Below are 18,487 nucleotides of genomic sequence, written 5' to 3'. Positions count from 1 at the left end.
GAGGGCGAATCTTGAGCATGAAAAAAATTCTGACGCTGGGCGTAATGTCTGCAGTTCTCTCAGGCTGTGGCAGTGTCTCGACCGTTTTGCAGGGCGACGCCGATGCTGCCCGTGACCTGCGCAAAAAGAAGACCTACTGCCAATCGATTCCGCGCATCTACAGTGGTCTGGCCTTCGATTTTTGCACGCTGAATGCGCCGCCTGATCCTACGGGTATGCTGGCGCCCTTTGTGTTGCTCGATCTTCCGCTGTCCGCCGTGTTCGATACCGTTTCCTTGCCCTATACGATTTACCGGCAAATCGAGGATGGCAATCTCAGTATCTATTGGCGCCCGAATCGCGGGTGACGTTGTGCAGTTTTCTCGTTTTGAAAATCGGGGCGAGGTGCGCGAGGTTCTTGAAGGCGTAGAGCCTCAGCACACCGACGCGAGATACAGTGATTTCGTCATTTATGTTGATGAAAGCGGTGATCACGGAATGCAGCGGTTGGACCCTTACTATCCGATTTTCGTACTCGCCTTTTGTGTGTTTCATAAGCGCCACTATTGCGAAAAGGTCATCCCAGCGGTTCAGAAGTTCAAGTTCAATCACATGGGACATGATCTGATCGGGCTGCATGAGCTTGAGATTAGAAAAGAAAAAGGCGCTTTCTCTAGTTTGTTTACCTCAAAGGCGCACAAGCATGCGTTTCTTGCCGAATTGACCGGCATCATTGAGGCCAGCAATTTCGTTTTGATCAGCTGTGTCATCGATAAGGCTCCACTCTGCGAGAAGCAGGGTTCTCTAGAGAATCCGTATCATCTGGCGCTCGGCTTCTGTCTTGAAACTTTGTACGATTTTTTATCTGAGAAGGGTCAGCACCGCGCATCAACACATGTGATTTTTGAACGCCGAGGAAAGCGGGAAGATAACGAGTTGGAGCTGGAATTTCGCAGAATGTGCGGTGGTGCCAATCGAATGGGCGTGCAACTGCCGTTCGAAATAGTCTTCGCCACAAAGCAGGTCAATTCCACCGGCTTACAGCTGGCTGATCTTGTTGCGAGACCCATTGGTATGAGTGTTTTGAGAGCGGGTCAGGAAAATCGCGCTTTCGAGGTGCTCAAACGCAAGTTTTATTGCAGCGGTGGGCGCATAAACGCTGGAGAAGGTTTCGAAAATTGGGGCTTGAAGATTTTCCCGCCTCCAAAAAGCGAAAAGCCCCGGTGATCTCACCGAGGCATTAGCGCCGACCGGGATCCCCCAGTCCATTTGAGTTGGAGTCTATTGCGACGTCCAAAGCCTGTCAACGTGGCGACTGCCTGTTCCTGCTAGAGGCTTGCGGGCGCTTTTACGCTATAATCCCGCCCTTTAGCTGCCACTCGCCCTGTGCGAGGGCACATCAATTTTCAAGGCGCATCGCGCCTGCATGCAGACTAAAGAGGCTAGACCCCTGTGGCATTGACGATTCTTGGCCTGTCCGGCGCCCTTAGCCATGATCCTTCCGCAGCCTTGTACATCGACGGCAAGCTGGTCGCGGCGGCTGAGGAAGAGCGCTTCGTACGCGATAAACATGCAAAGAACCGCATGCCCTACGAATCGGCGAAATTCTGCCTCGAGCAAGCCGGCATCAAACCGTCCGACGTTGACGTGGTGGCGATTCCTTTCGCCCCGATCAGCCTGTTCGGCAAGGCCCGCTGGCACTACGCCAAGCGCTACTGGTACGCCCCGGATCGTGCTCTCGATGCGATCCTGATGGGCAACCGTCGCTACAAGCGCTATCGCAACAAGATCGTCTGGTGCCTCGAGCAACTGGGCTTCGATCCGAAGAAAATCAAGATCGAGCCGGTCGAGCATCACCTGGCACATGCCTCCAGTGCTTATCACTGCTCCGGTTTCAAGGAAAAAACCGCAATCCTCGGCATCGACGGTAAAGGCGAATACGCCACGACCTTCTTCGGTTACGGCGAAAACGGCAAGATCCACAAGATCAAGGAATTCTTCGACCCGGATTCCCTCGGTGGTCTGTACGGTGCGATCACCGAATTCCTCGGTTTCGAGATGCTCGACGGCGAGTTCAAGGTCATGGGCATGGCGCCATACGGCGATGCCAGCAAGTACGATTTCTCACGTCTGGCCTCGTTCGAAAATGGCGAGCTGGTGATCAACACCGACTACGCCAACGTGATCGGCCTGCGTCGCTATAAAGAGAAGGGCAAGGGTTTCTACTTCTCGCCGAAGCTGATCGAGTGGCTGGGTCCGAAGCGCGAAGGCGACATCGCCGACGAGCCGTACATCCACTACGCCGCGAGCATGCAAGCACTGTTCGAGAAGCTGGCGCTTCAGATGATCGACCACTATCTGGGCGACGTGCTCAAGGAAACCGGCAAACTGGCTTTCGCTGGTGGCTGTGCGTTGAACGTCAAGCTGAACCAGAAAATCATCGCTCGCGACGACATCAAAGAGCTGTTCGTACAGCCTGCGTCCGGCGATGCCGGCACCGCAGTCGGCGCTGCCGCTTACGTGTCGCACGCCCGTGGCGTACCGGTCGAGAAGATGGAACACGTCTATCTCGGCCCGTCGTACAGCAACGAGGACGTGATTGCTGCGTGTGCCCGGCACGAGAACAAGCCGACCTGGCGCAAGCTCGACAACATGCCGGAGCAGATCGCCCAGATCATGGTCGATGGCAACCCGGTCGCCTGGTTCCAGGGCCGTATGGAGTTCGGTCCGCGTGCGTTGGGTGGTCGTTCGATCATCGGCTGCCCGAGCGTGGCCGGTGTCGCCGACCGCATCAACCACCAGATCAAGTTCCGCGAGCGCTGGAGGCCTTTCTGCCCGTCGATGCTCGACACCGTCGCTCCACAGATGATCAAGATCGATCACCCGGCGCCGTTCATGACCTTCACCTTCGAAGTCGCCGAAGAATGGAAAACCCGCGTGCCGGAAGTCGTCCATGAGGACGGTACTTCCCGTGCCCAGGTGCTCAAGCGCGAATACAACCCGCGCTACTACGACATGATGAAGGCGCTGGAAAACCTCACCGGTAACGGCGTGTCGCTGAACACTTCGCTCAACCGTCGTGGCGAACCGATGATCTGCTCGCCGACCGACGCGCTGAACATGTTTTTCGGCTCGGATCTGCAGTACCTGATCATGGAAGACATTCTGGTGGTCAAAGAGGGCGCCAACGCTTATGACTCGCTCGGCTGAACGCCATGTGCTGCAGTTCTGTCACGGCTATGACGGGCCGTTCCTGGACTGCGCGCGGCAGTACGCCAGCCTGTTTGCCGGCACCGGCTATCGGGTGACCACGGTGTTTCTGACCGGGGCCGCCGATAGCGAGGTGGCCGCAGCGTGTGCTTCCGATGAAGTGTTGTTCATGGAGTACAGCTCCAAGGCCATTCGTGGCCTGAAACTGGGGGCTATCGGCGATCTGCGCAAGATCGTCGCCTCACGCAATTTCAGCCTTTGCATCGCCCATCGCTTCAAGCCGATCTATATCGCCTTGCTCGGCACATCGCTGCCGGTCATTGGTGTGCACCACGCGTTCGGCGATTACCAGCGTGGGACGCGCAAGTTGTTCGCGCATATTTTCCGCCAGCGCCTGAGCCTTCTCGGCGTGTCGGATGCAGTGCGTGACGACATGCGGCGCTGCCTGCCGAAATGGCCGGCAAGCCGAATCCAGACGTTGTACAACCGCATCGATGTGCCTGCACTGCAAGCCCGTCAGGTACCTTCCGAAGAAGCGCGGCAGATCCTCGGGCTGTCGCCGGATGCCTGGATTGTCGGTAACGTCGGCCGCCTGCACCCGGACAAGGATCAGGCCACGTTGCTGCGCGGGTTTGCCCAGGCGCTGCCAGGCCTGCCGGACCACAGTCAGTTGGTCATTCTCGGCAGTGGTCGCCTGGAGCAGGATCTCAAGGGGCTGGCCCGTGAGCTGGGCATTGCCGACCGAGTGCTGTTTCTCGGTCAGGTGCCTGATGCGCGCAATTATTTCCGCGCCTTCGATGTGTTCGCCTTGAGCTCCGATCATGAACCGTTCGGCATGGTCTTGCTGGAGGCCATGGCCGCCGGCTTACCGTTGCTGGCCACCGCGTGCGGCGGGGCGAAGGAAGTGGTGGAGGGTGTGGGCATCCTGTTTCCATTGGGCGATGCCGAACATCTGGCTCAGGGGCTGCAACATCTGGCCGCGATGGATGAGCCGCAGCGTCGTCAATGTGCGCAGATGATGCTCGAGCGACTGCATGAGCGTTTCTCCGACCGTGCGGTGCGCGAGACCTTCTGGCGCCTGCCGCCAGTTACCGATCTGGCAACGAGGGGCTGATGCTCAACCGATTTCAAGGCTGGCGCGAACGTGGCTGGTCGCCCGTTGACGCCTCGACCTACGCCACTGCCTGGCAACGTTATGGCGGCAGTGTCGCGACACATCCGCTGGTCATCGAGCGCCTGGCCGACTTGGCCGGGATCCCGGTGCGTTATCTGGCCTGGCAGCAGCAGGGCGAGGTTGAAGCCGCCATCGCTACCTGGGGACGCGACCTGGCGTTGTCCAAGGACGTGCTCAAACGCAACGGCAAGAAAGGCCTGTTCGACCTCGGCAATGCCGAGCTGATTCTGCCGGCCGCCGTCGATGCTCAGGCACCGCTGCGGCATCGGGCGCGCTATCTGTCGGCACTCAACGAAGGCCGTTTCAGTGGCCTGAAGTTGCAGGCTGAACAACTGGCCATGGCCCGCACGCCGGAAGAATTGTCGAAAAAGTTCCGCTACAACCAGCGTCGCGAATTGCGTCTGCTGGAAGAAGCGGGCGGTGTGGTGCGAGCGGTCAGCGAGTTTTCCAGCGTTGAGCTGGCCGCGATGTACTGCGATCTGTTTCAGCGCCGCTGGGGCTTTCCGGCGACCGGCGCGGCGCGCATGGCCGAGGTCATCGAGTTGCTGCGCGAGCTGTTGATCGGCTCGGTCATTTTCCTCAACGATGCGCCGATTGCGATTCAATTGGTCTACCGCGTTGAGGCGGCAGAATGGATCAGTGTCGAATACGTGAATGGCGGCGTGGATCCCGAAACCCGCGAGTTCAGCCCCGGCAGCGTGCTGAGCTTTCTCAATACGCAAAGCGCCTGGGAACACGCACGGGCACTCGGCAAGCCGTTGCGTTTTTCGTTCGGTCGCGCTGACCGTGAATACAAGGACCGCTGGTGCAACCCTGTGCCGGTGTTCACCGTATGAGTCAGACCATGAGCCGCAAACAGCAATTGCTCAGACGCCATCGACGCAACAAGCGCGTGGCCATGTTGGTCGCGCTGGCCGCCATCATCGCGCTGAGCGTGCTGGTCGCCTGGTGGCTGGCGCCGGTGTTGCTGATTGGCGGCTGGATCGCCCATGAGGCGTGGTTTGCCGATCATCTTTTCTACGCGCCCGGCGACGATTACCAATACAGCTTCCCGGCGTATACGCCGCAGCCTAAGGTGCATCTGAACGGCGAGCAACTGCGTCTGGATGAAGGGGTGATGCTGGCTGACGAAGCCGTGCTGATTCTGGCTGTAAAGGTCAAAAGCACTTGGCTGGGACGTTTTCTTGACCCTTTCATCGAGTTGTCGGGTGGCGCCAATCCTGACGTGCAGACCTTTGAACGCGGTGTCGGCGGCCTGCGCTATCTGAACCTGAGCGGTCAGGCGCAAGCGTTGTCCGAAGGCGTGTTGCGCCTGCGTGGACGCTTCTGTCGTATATCGGGAGAACCGGTACTGTGGGCGCTGGAACACGCTGATTATCGTCGCCAGCGGGTCATGGTCATTGCCCCTCACGCCGACGATGCGGAGCTGGCGGCGTTCGGGTTGTACTGTCAGGCCGATGAAGCCTGGATCGTCACCCTGACCGCTGGCGAAATCGAGGCCGAACATTATCAGCAGATGTGCATGAGCAAGGTCGACGCCGCGCGGCTGAAGGGACGTTTGCGCGCTTGGGACAGCCTGACCGTGCCGCAATGGGCCGGTGTCCCCCAGGAACGCTGCGTGCAGTTGGGGTATTTCTGTCTGCAACTGGCAGCGATGCGCGACCACCCGGAGCAACCGGTGGGCTCGCGCGAGGCGGATTTGAGCGATACCCGTCTGTTCCGTCAATTCAACCGGTTTGTTCTGCCAAGTGACGCCGATGGCGCGCCGACCTGGAACAATCTGCTGGCTGATCTGCGCGAAACAATGCTGCGCGCGCGTCCGGACGTTATCGTGCTGCCGCATCCGACGCTGGACCCGCACCCCGACCACATCTGTGCGCAGCAGGCTGTACTTGAAGTGTTGGGGGGGCTGGACTGGCAGCCGACGCTGCTCGGTTATGCCAACCATCTGCACGATAACGACCGGTGGCCGATGGGCAATAGTGGCGATGGCGTGGCGCTGCCGCCAGCCTTTGATGCTGGCGTGCCGGTGCAGCCTGTATGCCTGACGTTGTCCGTGGATCAGCAGCGTGACAAGGCAATGGCCCTGGGCATGATGCATGACCTGCAGCCGCCCGCGCCGTTCAAGCGTCGCTTGCGTCGAAGCCTGCAGCGATTGCTGGCTGGGCGCGCCGGTTCGCCTTATGGCGAAAACGAATTTTTCCGCAAGGCGGTTCGGCGACACGAACTGTTCTGGCGTTTGTAGCGACACAGGCGCCCGCGCAAGACTGTCTTGCAGGCGGGCATGTTCAGGTTTGCTCGGGTTGCTGTTGCGGCAAGGAAGACAATGAAAGTTCTATTTCTGGTGCAGAAAGATCAGCGGGCCATCCTCGATCGCTTGTATGAGGGTGTCGCCGCCCATTGTGATTGCGACCTGCGCTGGTTGAGCGGCGAGGAGCAGCGCAATCTGCGGCGATATTTCCGCCGCGAAGTCGACGTTTCCCGCTATGACCGCATCGTATTTTTCCTGCGCTTCAAGCAGGAGATCCGGCAGGTCGGGTTTATCCGCACCATCCCCAATCTGGTGATTCTGGAGCACGATGCCTATCAGAATTACATCCCCTGCAAGTACACCGGCAAGTTCAGTGCGCACTATCGGCGTTTGCCGTGGGCACGGGTGATCAGTTCCGGTTTCGTGGTGGCCGAGCGCCTGCGCTCGGAGGGCTTCGACGCCGTGTTCGTGCCCAAGGGCTACGATCAGACGCAATTGCAGGACCAGGGGCGCGAGCGGGATATCGAACTCGCCTTCGTCGGCAGCACCAACAGTGTGGCCTACAGTGGCCGCAAGGCGCTGCTGGATGAACTGGGCCAGGTCGAGCCGCTGCTGGTGACGCGGACCAAGTCCGGGGCTGAATACCTGGAAACGCTCAACCGTATCCGTTTTTTTGTCAGCGCGGACGTGGGCATGGGCGAGTTCATGATCAAGAACTTCGAAGCCATGGCTTGCGGCTGCGTCCTGCTGGCCTATGATCAAGGCGCCGCCGAAGCTGCGGCGCTGGGTTTGCAGGACATGCACAACGTGGTGTTCTATCAGACGATCGCGCAGTTGCAGGAAAAGCTGGCCACGCTGCGCGAGGATCCGCAACTGGCGCAACGCATCGCTGACAACGGTCGCGAACTGGCGGTGGAGCAGTTCAGCTTCGCGCGGATCGGTCAGCGCATCGTTGAAGAACTTGAGCCGCCGTTGCGTGATCGGGCGCCGCTGAGCCTGCTGGAAAAAATCCGCCTGAAAGTGGGCATTTGACAAGTGTCATATAGCCAGTGATATTGCTGGCGACTTCTGATTAACGAGATATCGGTGCAATTTTCCAAAGAAAGCCAGATTACATTGGTGGTTACCAGCTGCGGTCGACTCGATCTGCTCAAGGCCACTCTCGATAGCTTCGACCGGTACAACACGGCACCCATTCGTGAAGTGTTCATCACCGAAGATGCCGGCGACGAAGGCGTTGCCGGGATTCTGCCTGCCCACTGGAAAGAGCATTGCACGGTTTTCGTCAATCGTCCGAAGCTGGGCCAGTTGGCTTCGATCGACCTGGCCTACGGACACGTCAGCACCCCCTACATTTTTCATTGCGAAGATGACTGGGAGTTCTATCGTCCGGGGTTCGTCGAAGACTCGATGACCATTCTGCAAGCGCGGCCGGAAATTCTGCAGATCTGGTTGCGCAGCTATAATCACGATCTGCGTGTTCACAGCCCATACATCCACTTGGGCGCGCGCGAGATTGTCGATGGCGTCGCCTGTTATCCGCTGATTTCCGACAAGCCGGAGTGGCAAGGGTTCTCGCTGAACCCGGGGTTGCGCCGACTCGAGGATTATCGGTTGTGCGCGCCTTTCGCCGGACACGGTGGCGAGAAGGCCTTGTCACAGCGCTACTCGCAACTGAACAGGGAGGCCTTGATACTCGAGGCAGACGCGGTCATGCACACCGGTTTTGGTCTGCATGTGCAAACGGATGTCGAGCGTGAACGCAAAGCGCGCCGCAATCGCCGCGAGCAGATTAAATTTGCCTTGTTTCTGTTGCTGGGAGTCTGCATTGGCTGGTTCATCAACTGAGTTCGAGTACCGCGCAGCTTGTCCCCGCAAATCCGTGCAACGGCTTTCTGCCCTATGAATATTCTCAATATCATGTGGGCCGGTGGCGCTCCGTTCGCATCAATCCATAAAGTGCATCAGCAGATACTCTCTCAGGCTGCGCCGTCGGCGGTGGTCAAAACCTGGCTGCTCCAGGGGCAGGGAGCCGAGTGCGGCGTGGATGTCGGTGAGGTCCGGGAGTGGCAGTTATCGTCAGCCCGCCTGAAGGGCCGGCATTTCTGGCGTTTGGCCAAACCCGTGATGCGGGCGAGGTTTCGCCAGGCGCTCGTGGACAGTGACGCTCGATTGCTGCTGCTGGACGGCATGGGTGTCGCACGCACGTTATTACCGGTCCTCAAGAAACTGCCGCATATCCGCGCGGTAGTGATCTTCCACGGTTCGGCGCGTTTGAATGCCGGCGACCAGGCTCTATTCCAGGCAATCCCTGCGTCCCGGCTGAAACTGGTTGCCGTTTCCAGCACTCTCGCCGATTCACTGGCCCGCGATCTGCAGATGCCTGTCACCCCGTTGCGAAGTGCGTTCGATCCGGAAGCGTTTCGTGCTGACCTGTTCACCCGCGAGCAAGCCCGGACACGGTTGGGGTTGCCGCAAGGCGATACGCCGGTATTGGGCGCGGTAGGGCGGCTGGTCTCCGAGAAGGGGTTCGGTTATTTGCTGGATGCCTTTGCCGCAGCACTCGACAGCCGCCCGGACTTGCGCCTGGTCATTATCGGCGAAGGCTCCAAACGCGCGGCGCTGGAGCAGCGCATCGACGCGCTTGGCTTGCAGGAGAAGGTCTTGCTGACCGGGCATCTGAACGAAGCAGCGCAGCTTTATCGTGCGTTCGACTGGGTTGCCATCCCTTCGCTGGAAGAGGGCTTGGGTCTGGTGATGCAGGAGGCGGTGATGGCCGGCGTACCGGTGCTGTGCAGCGATCTGGAGGTGTTCAGCGAACAGCTGGGCAGCGCCGGCTGGTATGCGCCGGTCAATGACACGAAAGCCTGGGCCGAGGCCATCGACCGCGCCTTCAGTGCCTCATCTCAAGCGATCAATGCCGAGCAGTACCGGATGCTTTCACCGGACGAGGCCTGGGCGAACTTCAGCCAGGCTGCCCGCGCATTGTTTTCATGACGACAAGACCGCGCGCTCAAGTGCCTGCATCGGAAAGCTGTCGTTCAGCTTTTCGCGCGCAATATAGCGTGCGAAGTGTTGCAGGTTGCGTTTGATCAAGCGCTTTGGCAACGGTCCGCGGGTGAAGCGCATGTCGGCGACATCGATCAGGCCCATGCGGTTGTCTGGTGTGACCACGATGTTGCCAAGATGCAGGGAGCGGAAATAGATGCCCGAGCGGTGCAGGCTGCGTATCAGCTCGGCCAGATCCGGCAATGCCTGAGTCCAGTTGAAACCTTGTTTTGCGGCGATCTGGCGCAGCGTTTGCCCGGGCAGAGGCTCATACAGCACGGCGGTCATGCCTGGTTTCTCAAGGCGAAAAAACTGGAGGATCTGCAGCGTCGGTACGCCGAGTTTGTGCAGCTCGACGGCGTTGTCGATGAATCGCTTCGAGTAGGGGCGAAACAAGGCGGATGAAAAAAACCTTTTGCGACGAAACAGTTTGAGAATTTTCCCATCCTGCAGCAGGTAGACTTTCGGCCCATAGCTGTCCGCTTCCAGAACTTTGGCGGCGTCGATCATTTGGTCTAGAGCGGCTTGTGAGAGCCGGGAGCATCGCATCGTAGGAAGCCTTGTCGAAAGTGCGGGGTGTAGTAGCGGGCAATGATGCCGAAAAGTTTCGATTTTAACCATGCCGCGTCGCATGGGCGAACCCTTGTCAGGAGCAGATTGATGCAGGAAACACGCTGGGCGCAACTATGGATGGCGATGGGGCTCTTGTGGTTTTTACTGGCTATTGCCGTAGCGCCCACCAACAAGGTCTACCAGCAGGGGCTGGTGGCTCTCGTCTGGTTGCCGGCGCTAGTGCTGGGCTGGGCTGCGCGGCACCGCGTCAGAGAAGTGCTCCATGAACAACGCTGGATCTACCTGCCATTGCTCGGATTGCTGGTCTGGTCGCTGATCAGTCTGGCATGGACAAACGCACCGGAAACGGGGCGCGAGGCCAAGCGTCTGTTGTATATCGTGGTGTTCCTGCTGTTTTTTCCGGTGTTCGCCAGCGGACGCCCCGAGCGGTTGATTCGCCTGATGCAGTGGGGCGGGCTGGGATTGGCAGTAACTGCGCTGGTGGCCATCGTCAGGTTTTACGTCATCGAAGGTAACGCCTGGTCTGCCCGGGTGGAAGGGCTGGGTGAGCTGGCGCATCCGATCCTCGGCGGCTATGTCATCGGCCTGGCGGCGGTGTGGCTGGCCCTGTGGGCGCCGCGTGGCGTGATGTGGCAAGGGGTCTGGACACTGGCGTTGGCGGTGCTGGGTATCTTTGTACTGATGAGTCAGAGTCGAGGCGCGGCGCTGGCGTTGTTTCTGACCATCCTGGCCATGCCGATCTGGTGTCGTGACCGCCACAGCCGAATCGTCGCAGCCGTGGCCCTGGTGGTGGCGATTGTGGCGCTGTGGCTGTTCGAACCGTTGGTGCTGGCGCGCGGAGTTTCCTTTCGTCCGCAGATTCTGATGGCCTCTCTGGATATGATTGCCCAACATCCCTGGGGTGGGTTGGGCCTGGGTGGGGACTACCGGGTTTTCTGGTCGGGCATGACTTTCGATCACGCCCACAATCTGTTCACCCATGTTGCGATCGTACTGGGTCTGCCGGGACTGCTGTTATGGTCTGCCGTCTGGTTCGCCGTTATTTTCCAAGCGTGGAAAGTTCGGGAAACGCTGTATGCCCGGGGGATCATCGGTATCTGGCTGTTCTCGACACTGGCGATGCAATTCGACGCTGCCAGCCTCACCGGCACCCCGCGCGCCGAGTGGTTCATCAGCTGGCTGCCGTTGGGGCTTGCCAGCGTTTTGGTATGGGCGCGGGCCAATGGCAGCGCTTGTGATAAAATTTCGCGTTCTTCTTAACCAGTGAGCTCTACGATGACTGACGCACCGCCCAAAGCGGAACAGGAATCCAGCCTGAAAATCTACTTTCGGCTGTTGGGGTACGTAAAACCCTATATCGGTCTTTTCCTGCTGAGTATCGTGGGCTTCGTGATCTTTGCTTCCACGCAACCAATGCTGGCCGGGATTCTCAAGTATTTTGTCGATGGCCTGAGCAACCCGGAAGCGGTGCTCTTCCCCAACGTTCCCTATCTGCGAGACGTGCAATTGCTGATGGCTGTGCCGTTGCTGATCATCCTGATCGCAGCGTGGCAAGGCCTCGGCTCGTTTCTCGGCAACTATTACCTGGCGAGGGTTTCGTTGGGGCTGGTGCATGACCTGCGTATCGAACTGTTCAACAAGCTGTTGGTACTGCCCAATCGCTATTTCGATACCCACAACTCGGGTCATCTGATATCGCGCATCACTTTCAACGTGACCATGGTCACCGGCGCCGCCACGGATGCCATCAAAGTGGTGATCCGCGAAGGCCTGACCGTGGTTTTCCTGTTCGCCTATCTGCTGTGGATGAACTGGAAACTGACTCTGGTGATGCTGGCGATCCTGCCCGTGATCGCGTTCATGGTCGGCAATACCAGCAAGAAATTCCGCAAGCAGAGCAAAAAGATTCAAGTGGCCATGGGCGACGTCACCCACGTGGCTTCCGAAACCATTCAAGGCTATCGCGTTGTGCGCAGTTTCGGTGGCGAGGCTTATGAGCAGCAGCGTTTTGCGGCGGCCAGCCAGAGCAACACCGACAAACAGTTGCGTATGACCAAGACTGGCGCGGTGTATACGCCGATGCTGCAGCTGGTGATCTACACCGCCATGGCCGTACTGATGTTCCTCGTACTGTTCCTGCGCGGTGATGCAACGGCCGGTGATCTGGTTGCCTACATCACAGCTGCCGGGTTGCTGCCCAAACCGATCCGGCAATTGTCTGAAGTCAGCTCGACCATCCAGAAAGGCGTGGCCGGCGCCGAAAGCATTTTCGAGCAACTCGATGTTGAACCGGAAATCGACACCGGTACGATCGAGCGTGATCGGGTCAGTGGCCATCTGGCGGTGAACAACCTCAGCTTCACTTACCCGGGCACTGAACGGGAAGTGCTGAAAAACATCAGCTTCACCGCTTCGCCAGGTCAGATGATCGCCTTGGTTGGGCGTTCCGGCAGCGGCAAATCGACGCTGGCCAGTCTCATTCCGCGCTTCTATCACCACGAGACCGGCGAAATCCTGCTCGATGATGTCGAAATCGAGGACTATCGTCTGCGCAATCTGCGTCGCCATGTAGCGCAAGTGACCCAGCACGTGACGCTGTTCAACGACACCATCGCCAACAACATCGCTTACGGCGATCTGGCAGGCGCGCCTCGCGAAGATATCGAGAAAGCCGCCAGGGATGCATTTGCCATGGACTTCATCGCGCAGATGCCTCAAGGCCTGGATACCCAGGTCGGCGAGAACGGTGTGCTGTTGTCTGGCGGACAGCGTCAGCGTCTGGCGATTGCCCGGGCCTTGCTGAAAAACGCCCCGCTGCTGATCCTCGACGAAGCGACTTCGGCCCTTGATACCGAGTCCGAGCGGCACATTCAGGCGGCACTCGACCATGTCATGAAAGGCCGCACCACGCTGGTGATTGCCCACCGTTTGTCGACCATCGAGAAGGCCGATCTGATCCTCGTCATGGATCAGGGCGAGATCGTCGAACGCGGCACTCATGCCCAACTGCTTGCTCATAATGGCTACTACGCGCGTCTGCATGCGATGGGGCTGGATGCTCCGGCTGAAGACATTGCCTGATCTGCAGATGAGGGTGGGCCAGCCTCACCCTCGTGTATTCCCGGCGCGCGCGATCCTGTTAATATCGCGCCCCTGTTCATTTTGTATGTGGGTTGCTCCATGAAATTGTCGATGCCGCGATTCGATCAAGCCCCTGTCTTGGTGGTCGGCGATGTCATGCTCGACCGTTACTGGCATGGCGGAACCTCACGGATTTCTCCTGAAGCGCCGGTGCCGGTGGTCAAGGTCGAGCAGATCGAGGATCGCCCGGGCGGTGCCGCCAACGTGGCGCTGAACATTGCCGCGCTGGGTGCACCGGCATCACTGGTGGGCGTGACCGGCGATGACGAAGCCGCCGACAGCCTGAGCAACAGTCTCAAGGGCGCGGGCGTGCGCGCCTTGTTTCAGCGCATCGCGCACCAGCCGACCATCGTCAAGCTGCGGGTCATGAGCCGGCACCAGCAACTGTTGCGTATCGATTTCGAAGAAGTGTTCGCCACCGATGCTCTGGCACTGGCCGCGCAGGTTGACGGGTTGCTGGAAGGCATCAAGGTGCTGGTGTTGTCGGATTACGGTAAAGGCGCACTGAAAAATCACCAGGCCCTGATCCAGGCCGCCCGTGCCAAAGGTATACCGGTATTGGCTGATCCGAAGGGCAAGGACTTTTCGATCTACCGCGGTGCCAGCCTGATCACACCGAATCTCAGCGAGTTCGAAACCATCGTCGGTGGTTGCGCCGATGAGCACGAACTGGTGAGCAAGGGCGCCGTCCTGATGCAGGAGCTCGACCTCGGCGCGCTGCTGGTGACCCGTGGTGAACACGGCATGACCTTGCTGCGTCCGGATCATCCGGCGTTGCATCTGCCGGCCCGCGCCCGCGAAGTGTTCGACGTGACCGGTGCCGGCGATACGGTGATTTCGACCCTGGCCGCGGCCATTGCCGCAGGCGAAGAACTGCCGCACGCCGTGGCGCTGGCCAATCTGGCAGCAGGCATCGTCGTCGGCAAGTTGGGTACCGCAGCGATCAGCGCCCCGGAACTGCGCCGCGCCATTCAGCGCGAAGAAGGTTCGGAGCGAGGCGTGCTGGGACTTGAGCAGCTGCTGCTGGCGGTTGACGATGCCCGTGCGCACAACGAGCGGATTGTTTTCACCAATGGCTGCTTCGATATCCTGCATGCCGGCCATGTCACCTATCTGGAACAGGCCCGTGCTCAGGGCGACCGCCTGATCGTGGCAGTCAACGATGACGCCTCGGTCAGCCGCCTGAAAGGCCCGGGCCGGCCGATCAACAGCGTGGATCGCCGCATGGCGGTACTCGCCGGTCTCGGCGCGGTGGACTGGGTGATCAGTTTCTCTGAAGGCACACCGGAAAACCTGCTGCGCGAGGTCAAGCCGGACGTGCTGGTCAAGGGCGGCGATTACGGAATCGATCAGGTGGTCGGCGCGGATATCGTCACCGCCTACGGCGGCACCGTGAAAGTCCTGGGGCTGGTGGAAAACAGCTCGACGACAGCGATCGTGGAAAAGATCCGCGGCCAATAAGATCAAAAGATCGCAGCCTGCGGCAGCTCCTACATGGGAATACATTCCAATGCAGGAGTCGTCGAAGGCTGCGATTTTTTGCTTTCAGGAATTCACTTTCTTGCGCGGTACGATTTTCTTCAGCAGCTGCCTGGCCTTGCCGCGCAGGCGTGCCAGTCCAGTAGCCTTCTCGGGTGGCGTCAGACCCTGTTGGCGCAACCAGTCCTTCCAGCGAATCCGCTCATCACGCACCAGCCAGCCATCCTGTCGCGCGAAGCTTTCGGCCAGATACAGACCGCGGGTACTCGCCGGATACAGTTGATCCTTTTTCAGGGTGTACAACTCGGGCAGCGGCTGGCCGTCGTGCAATGGCATTAAGTACAGGTCTGGCCGTTTGCGATCGAGTCGCGCCACCAGTTGATCGCCTTCCAGACGCTCGTCGACATGAAACAGGCTCAAGGACTTCGCCTCCTTGGGCACGTCCAGGCGCAAGTCATAGATCAATTGCAGGGACGCCGTCGGCAGATGCACGTACGCCCTTGGTCGCTCCAGCAATTGCAGGTTGGCGCAGCGCACCGGACGCGCCGAACCGGACAACGGCGTCAGGCGAAACGGCAACGCCTCACGGTAATGCAGCGCAGCGGAGTAGGGCGCCGGCAACCAAGTCTCGTTGAAGCGCCCGCCGAGCCAGCCTTCCGGGGTTTCCAGCAGACACTCTTCGGCAATCTCCTGAATCGCCGTGTGCAGCGGAATATTCAGCTCATGAGCAGGCACATAGCCGGAAATCAGTTTCAGCACCACGTCGCCGCGATCCTGCCGACGCTGGCGCACCAGCACCCAGTAATCGCGATTCTGCCAATGCAGGGTCAGGCGCACGGACACGCCGAGGTTGGCCAGTTCCAGGGCGAAGCGCTCGCTGTCGGCGACGCTGACCGGTTTACGCCGTTGCAGGGTCTGGGCGAAGTTCAGCGGCATGCCGACGCTCTGATAGCTCAGGCCTTCGGGTGTGGCTTCGACGAACAGCGGCAGTGTCTTGAAGTTGCTCGGGTTCTTGCGGATGAGCGTGCGCGGCATATCGGCTCCTGGCTTAAGGCCGCGGGGCGGCGTCAGTGACTACGCAGGACCTGGGCAACGGTCGCTACGTTATGGGCGAGGTGCAGCGGATTGATCGTGCCGACAATAGCACTGGCAACGCCGGGATGAGTGAACAGCAACTCGAAGCTGGCGCGCACCGGATCGACTCCCGGACTCAGACAGACATGACCGCTGGCCAGGGCTTTTTTCACCAGAATGGCTTTGCCGTGGGCAGCAGCATAGTCAATGACCGCCTTTTCGTTTTGTTCGTTCAGATTGTAGGTGACCATCGCGCAGTCGCCTTGCTCCAGCGCTTTCAAGCCGCCTTCGACGGTTTTGCCGGAAAACCCGAAGCCGCGAATCTTGCCCTCGGCCTTCAGCGCCGCGAGGGTGGCGTAGACCTCTTCGTGCTCGAGGATGGCCATGTCGTTGCCGTCCGAGTGCACGAGGACCAGATCGATAAAATCCGTTTCCAGACGTTGCAGGCTGCGCTCGACCGACATTCGCGTGTGCGCGGCGCTGAAATCGTGACGCGACAGGCCATCGGCAAACTCTTCACCGACCTTGCTGACGATCACCCAGTCCTGACGCTGACCGCGCAGCAGCGGGCCGAGGCGTTCTTCGCTGCGCCCATAGGCCGGTGCGGTGTCGATCAGGTTGATGCCCAGATCGCGCGCCTGGCGCAGCAGCATGCGCGCTTCATCATCGCCGGGAATCTGAAAGCCGTTGGGGTATTTCACCCCTTGATCGCGGCCGAGTTTGACCGTGCCCAGGCCCAGCGGCGAAACCGTCAGGCCGGTGCTGCCCAGTGGGCGATGCAGTTCGTGCAGAGTGGCGATGCTCATGGCAGCAGTTGCTCCCACGCGGGTACACCGAGCGGTGGTTTCGGCAGCGGCGGCAGCGGATCAGTCGCCTGCGGCTGGATGCCGTCGCGTTGCAGCGAGGCGATAACGCGGTCGGCGAAGTCCGGCGCCAGTGCCAGTTTGGTCGGCCAGCCGACGAGCAAGCGACCTTCCTCGGCGAGGAATGCGTTGTCCGGACGGGTCAGGCCGGTTTGCAGCGGCTCCGCGCGGTCGACGCGCAGGGTGGCCCATTGCGTGGTGCTGAGGTCGATCCACGGCAGCAATTGGCCGATTTCCTTTTGCGCGGTGGCGATCTGTTCGGCTGGTTCGCGGGCCACGCCTTCGCTTTCGGCGATGTCGCCGCCCATGTACCAGACCCACTGGCCATCAGCCGCCGGATGCGTGGTCACGGTGATGCGCGGCTTGGTGCCGCCGCCCAGGCAGTGCGCGTACAGCGGTTTCAAACCGGGGCCCTTGGCGAGGATCATGTGCAGGGGGCGGCGCTGCATGGCCGGACGGCTCAGGCCCAGGGCGTCAAGCAGTTCGGCCGTGCCGGCGCCGGCGCTGAGGACGATGCGCTGGGCGCGGATCTCACGGCCGTCGACTTTCAGGCCGACCAGCACGCCGGCTTCCAGCAGCGGCTCGATGACCTGCCCGGCGAGCAGACCGTCACCGGCCAGATCGGCGAGACGCTGGATCAGGCTCGGGACATCCACTACCAATTCGGCGAGGCGATAGACTTTGCCCTTGAAACGCTTGTCTTGCAGGGCTGGCGGCAGTTCATCGCCCTTGACCTGATCGACCCGGCCACGCACGGCTTTGCTGGCGAAGAAACTGGTCAGGTTGCCGGCCAAAGTGCCTGGCGACCACAGGTAATGGGCTTCGGACAGCAGACGTACGCCGGACAGATCCAGCTCACCATTACCGGCCAGCGCCTCGCGCCAGCGGCGCGGCATGTCGGCGATGGCTTCCGAGGCCCCGGTCAGCGCGCCGTGCAGCGCGTACTTGGCACCGCCGTGGATGATGCCCTGGGACTTCACGCTCTGCCCGCCACCGAGGCTGGCGCTTTCCACCAGCACGGTCGAGAAACCCTGACCGCGCAGGCGCGCATTCAGCCAGAGGCCGGCGACACCAGCGCCGACAATCAGAACGTCGGTGGAAATAACGGATGGCATGCAACGACCTCAGTGCTCAAGACGAGGGCGCAGTATACAGACTCAGACATCGGCCTCCGATGTGAAAAAAGATCGCAGCCTTCGGCAGCTCCTACCTTGGAATGCGTTACCTGTAGGAGCTGCCGAAGGCTGCGATCTTTTTCTTCAATGCCCCGCGGTTTTCGAAAACAGCTGAATCACGACGACCCCTAGCACGATCAACGCCATCCCCAGCATCGCCGGTACGTCGAGTTTCTGCCCGTAGATGAACAGCGCCGCGACGCTGACCATGACAATGCCCATCCCCGCCCAGACGGCGTAGGCAACGCCCACCGGTACGGTGCGCACTACCAGCGTCAGCATCCAGAATGCAATCCCGTAGCCGACAATGACCAGAATCAGCGGTAGAGGAGTGCTGAAGCCCTTGACCGCTTTCATCGAAACGGTGGCGATCACTTCGGCGCAGATGGCGATGGCCAGATAGACGTAGGCGTTCATGGTTTGATCCTCAAATAAATCATTGCTTGCTGGAGTGACATTCTAGGGATTGCTCAGATGGGGTAAAGTCATTACCTATCTGTTCAGTAGATAGGTTGAAAAA

The 18,487-nt window shown here is 60.0% G+C and carries 17 protein-coding genes; 12 read left to right on the top strand and 5 right to left on the bottom strand.

Annotation, left to right across the window (positions count from 1 at the left end):
• The first annotated feature begins 17 nt into the window (after window positions 1–17).
• From CKW30_RS12870 to CKW30_RS12830, 9 genes are all read left to right on the top strand, one after another.
• Window positions 18–347, top strand: coding sequence for a YceK/YidQ family lipoprotein (locus tag CKW30_RS12870; protein WP_370593503.1), 330 nt, complete (start codon window positions 18–20; stop codon window positions 345–347).
• The gene (locus CKW30_RS12865; protein WP_095180988.1) at window positions 307–1,206 is read left to right on the top strand and encodes a DUF3800 domain-containing protein; all 900 of its coding nucleotides are present in this window, start codon (window positions 307–309) and stop codon (window positions 1,204–1,206) included. Before CKW30_RS12870 ends, CKW30_RS12865 begins: the two co-directional genes overlap by 41 nt.
• A gap of 225 nt (window positions 1,207–1,431) precedes the next feature.
• On the top strand, window positions 1,432–3,189 hold the full coding sequence (locus CKW30_RS12860) for a carbamoyltransferase (RefSeq protein ID WP_024011327.1): 1,758 nt from the start codon (window positions 1,432–1,434) through the stop codon (window positions 3,187–3,189).
• A complete protein-coding gene (locus CKW30_RS12855) occupies window positions 3,173–4,303 on the top strand; it encodes a glycosyltransferase (protein WP_056787481.1) in 1,131 nt (376 codons plus the stop codon). The genes CKW30_RS12860 and CKW30_RS12855 overlap by 17 nt, the downstream gene beginning before the upstream one ends.
• Window positions 4,303–5,199 carry an antimicrobial resistance protein Mig-14 gene (locus CKW30_RS12850; RefSeq protein WP_056787483.1) on the top strand — a complete coding sequence of 299 codons (897 nt, stop codon included), beginning with the start codon at window positions 4,303–4,305 and terminating at the stop codon, window positions 5,197–5,199. Before CKW30_RS12855 ends, CKW30_RS12850 begins: the two co-directional genes overlap by 1 nt.
• An 8-nt stretch (window positions 5,200–5,207) precedes the next feature.
• On the top strand, window positions 5,208–6,608 hold the full coding sequence (locus CKW30_RS12845; RefSeq protein WP_056787815.1) for a PIG-L deacetylase family protein: 1,401 nt from the start codon (window positions 5,208–5,210) through the stop codon (window positions 6,606–6,608).
• Window positions 6,609–6,689: 81 nt separating this feature from the next.
• Window positions 6,690–7,646 carry a glycosyltransferase gene (locus CKW30_RS12840; RefSeq protein ID WP_095180987.1) on the top strand — a complete coding sequence of 319 codons (957 nt, stop codon included), beginning with the start codon at window positions 6,690–6,692 and terminating at the stop codon, window positions 7,644–7,646.
• Window positions 7,647–7,700: 54 nt separating this feature from the next.
• Entirely contained in the window at window positions 7,701–8,462 is a 762-nt protein-coding gene (locus tag CKW30_RS12835) for a hypothetical protein (protein WP_056787489.1), read from the top strand.
• A 54-nt stretch (window positions 8,463–8,516) separates the two neighbouring features.
• A complete protein-coding gene (locus CKW30_RS12830; protein ID WP_095180986.1) occupies window positions 8,517–9,611 on the top strand; it encodes a glycosyltransferase in 1,095 nt (364 codons plus the stop codon).
• Here CKW30_RS12830 and CKW30_RS12825 read toward each other — a convergent pair.
• Window positions 9,606–10,172, bottom strand: coding sequence for a lipopolysaccharide kinase InaA family protein (locus tag CKW30_RS12825; RefSeq protein ID WP_224787295.1), 567 nt, complete (start codon window positions 10,170–10,172; stop codon window positions 9,606–9,608). The two genes, CKW30_RS12830 and CKW30_RS12825, sit on opposite strands and share 6 nt — an antisense overlap.
• A gap of 150 nt (window positions 10,173–10,322) precedes the next feature.
• Here CKW30_RS12825 and CKW30_RS12820 point away from each other — a divergent pair, with 150 nt between their 5' ends.
• The 3 genes from CKW30_RS12820 (at window position 10,323) to hldE (ending at window position 14,837) form a co-directional block, all read left to right on the top strand.
• Complete coding sequence (locus CKW30_RS12820; RefSeq protein ID WP_095180985.1) at window positions 10,323–11,495, top strand: O-antigen ligase; 1,173 nt, start codon at window positions 10,323–10,325, stop codon at window positions 11,493–11,495.
• Window positions 11,496–11,510: 15 nt separating this feature from the next.
• Window positions 11,511–13,316 carry a lipid A export permease/ATP-binding protein MsbA gene (msbA, locus tag CKW30_RS12815; protein ID WP_016771984.1) on the top strand — a complete coding sequence of 602 codons (1,806 nt, stop codon included), beginning with the start codon at window positions 11,511–11,513 and terminating at the stop codon, window positions 13,314–13,316.
• A 99-nt stretch (window positions 13,317–13,415) separates the two neighbouring features.
• On the top strand, window positions 13,416–14,837 hold the full coding sequence (gene hldE / locus CKW30_RS12810; RefSeq protein ID WP_041477636.1) for a bifunctional D-glycero-beta-D-manno-heptose-7-phosphate kinase/D-glycero-beta-D-manno-heptose 1-phosphate adenylyltransferase HldE: 1,422 nt from the start codon (window positions 13,416–13,418) through the stop codon (window positions 14,835–14,837).
• 84 nt (window positions 14,838–14,921) lie between these two features.
• Here hldE and CKW30_RS12805 read toward each other — a convergent pair whose 3' ends face one another.
• The 4 genes from CKW30_RS12805 to CKW30_RS12790 form a co-directional block, all read right to left on the bottom strand.
• A complete protein-coding gene (locus CKW30_RS12805; protein ID WP_041477637.1) occupies window positions 14,922–15,890 on the bottom strand; it encodes a hypothetical protein in 969 nt (322 codons plus the stop codon).
• Window positions 15,891–15,922: 32 nt separating this feature from the next.
• Complete coding sequence (locus tag CKW30_RS12800) at window positions 15,923–16,735, bottom strand: aldo/keto reductase (protein WP_095180984.1); 813 nt, start codon at window positions 16,733–16,735, stop codon at window positions 15,923–15,925.
• A complete protein-coding gene (locus CKW30_RS12795; RefSeq protein WP_095180983.1) occupies window positions 16,732–17,907 on the bottom strand; it encodes an FAD-binding oxidoreductase in 1,176 nt (391 codons plus the stop codon). Before CKW30_RS12795 ends, CKW30_RS12800 begins: the two co-directional genes overlap by 4 nt.
• Before the next feature lie 144 nt (window positions 17,908–18,051).
• Entirely contained in the window at window positions 18,052–18,384 is a 333-nt protein-coding gene (locus CKW30_RS12790; RefSeq protein ID WP_016771980.1) for a multidrug efflux SMR transporter, read from the bottom strand.
• Between the last annotated feature and the right edge of the window lie 103 nt (window positions 18,385–18,487).

The organism is Pseudomonas sp. Irchel 3F6 (genome assembly GCF_900187595.1).
In the GTDB taxonomy this organism is placed as follows: Bacteria; Pseudomonadota; Gammaproteobacteria; order Pseudomonadales; family Pseudomonadaceae; genus Aquipseudomonas; species Aquipseudomonas siliginis.
This window is presented reverse-complemented; position numbering and strand designations above follow the sequence as displayed.

Excerpts from the sequence above, each read along its gene's own strand:
- CKW30_RS12805 (WP_041477637.1), bottom strand. The coding sequence starts at position 15,890 with ATGCCGCGCACGCTCATCCGCAAGAACCCGAGCAACTTCAAGACACTG.
- CKW30_RS12870 (WP_370593503.1), top strand. The coding sequence starts at position 18 with ATGAAAAAAATTCTGACGCTGGGCGTAATGTCTGCAGTTCTCTCAGGC.
- CKW30_RS12865 (WP_095180988.1), top strand. The coding sequence starts at position 307 with ATGGCAATCTCAGTATCTATTGGCGCCCGAATCGCGGGTGACGTTGTG.
- CKW30_RS12795 (WP_095180983.1), bottom strand. The coding sequence starts at position 17,907 with ATGCCATCCGTTATTTCCACCGACGTTCTGATTGTCGGCGCTGGTGTC.
- CKW30_RS12830 (WP_095180986.1), top strand. The coding sequence starts at position 8,517 with ATGAATATTCTCAATATCATGTGGGCCGGTGGCGCTCCGTTCGCATCA.
- CKW30_RS12790 (WP_016771980.1), bottom strand. The coding sequence starts at position 18,384 with ATGAACGCCTACGTCTATCTGGCCATCGCCATCTGCGCCGAAGTGATC.
- CKW30_RS12845 (WP_056787815.1), top strand. The coding sequence starts at position 5,208 with ATGAGCCGCAAACAGCAATTGCTCAGACGCCATCGACGCAACAAGCGC.
- CKW30_RS12850 (WP_056787483.1), top strand. The coding sequence starts at position 4,303 with ATGCTCAACCGATTTCAAGGCTGGCGCGAACGTGGCTGGTCGCCCGTT.
- hldE (WP_041477636.1), top strand. The coding sequence starts at position 13,416 with ATGAAATTGTCGATGCCGCGATTCGATCAAGCCCCTGTCTTGGTGGTC.
- CKW30_RS12840 (WP_095180987.1), top strand. The coding sequence starts at position 6,690 with ATGAAAGTTCTATTTCTGGTGCAGAAAGATCAGCGGGCCATCCTCGAT.
- CKW30_RS12855 (WP_056787481.1), top strand. The coding sequence starts at position 3,173 with ATGACTCGCTCGGCTGAACGCCATGTGCTGCAGTTCTGTCACGGCTAT.
- CKW30_RS12800 (WP_095180984.1), bottom strand. The coding sequence starts at position 16,735 with ATGAGCATCGCCACTCTGCACGAACTGCATCGCCCACTGGGCAGCACC.
- msbA (WP_016771984.1), top strand. The coding sequence starts at position 11,511 with ATGACTGACGCACCGCCCAAAGCGGAACAGGAATCCAGCCTGAAAATC.
- CKW30_RS12825 (WP_224787295.1), bottom strand. The coding sequence starts at position 10,172 with ATGATCGACGCCGCCAAAGTTCTGGAAGCGGACAGCTATGGGCCGAAA.
- CKW30_RS12820 (WP_095180985.1), top strand. The coding sequence starts at position 10,323 with ATGCAGGAAACACGCTGGGCGCAACTATGGATGGCGATGGGGCTCTTG.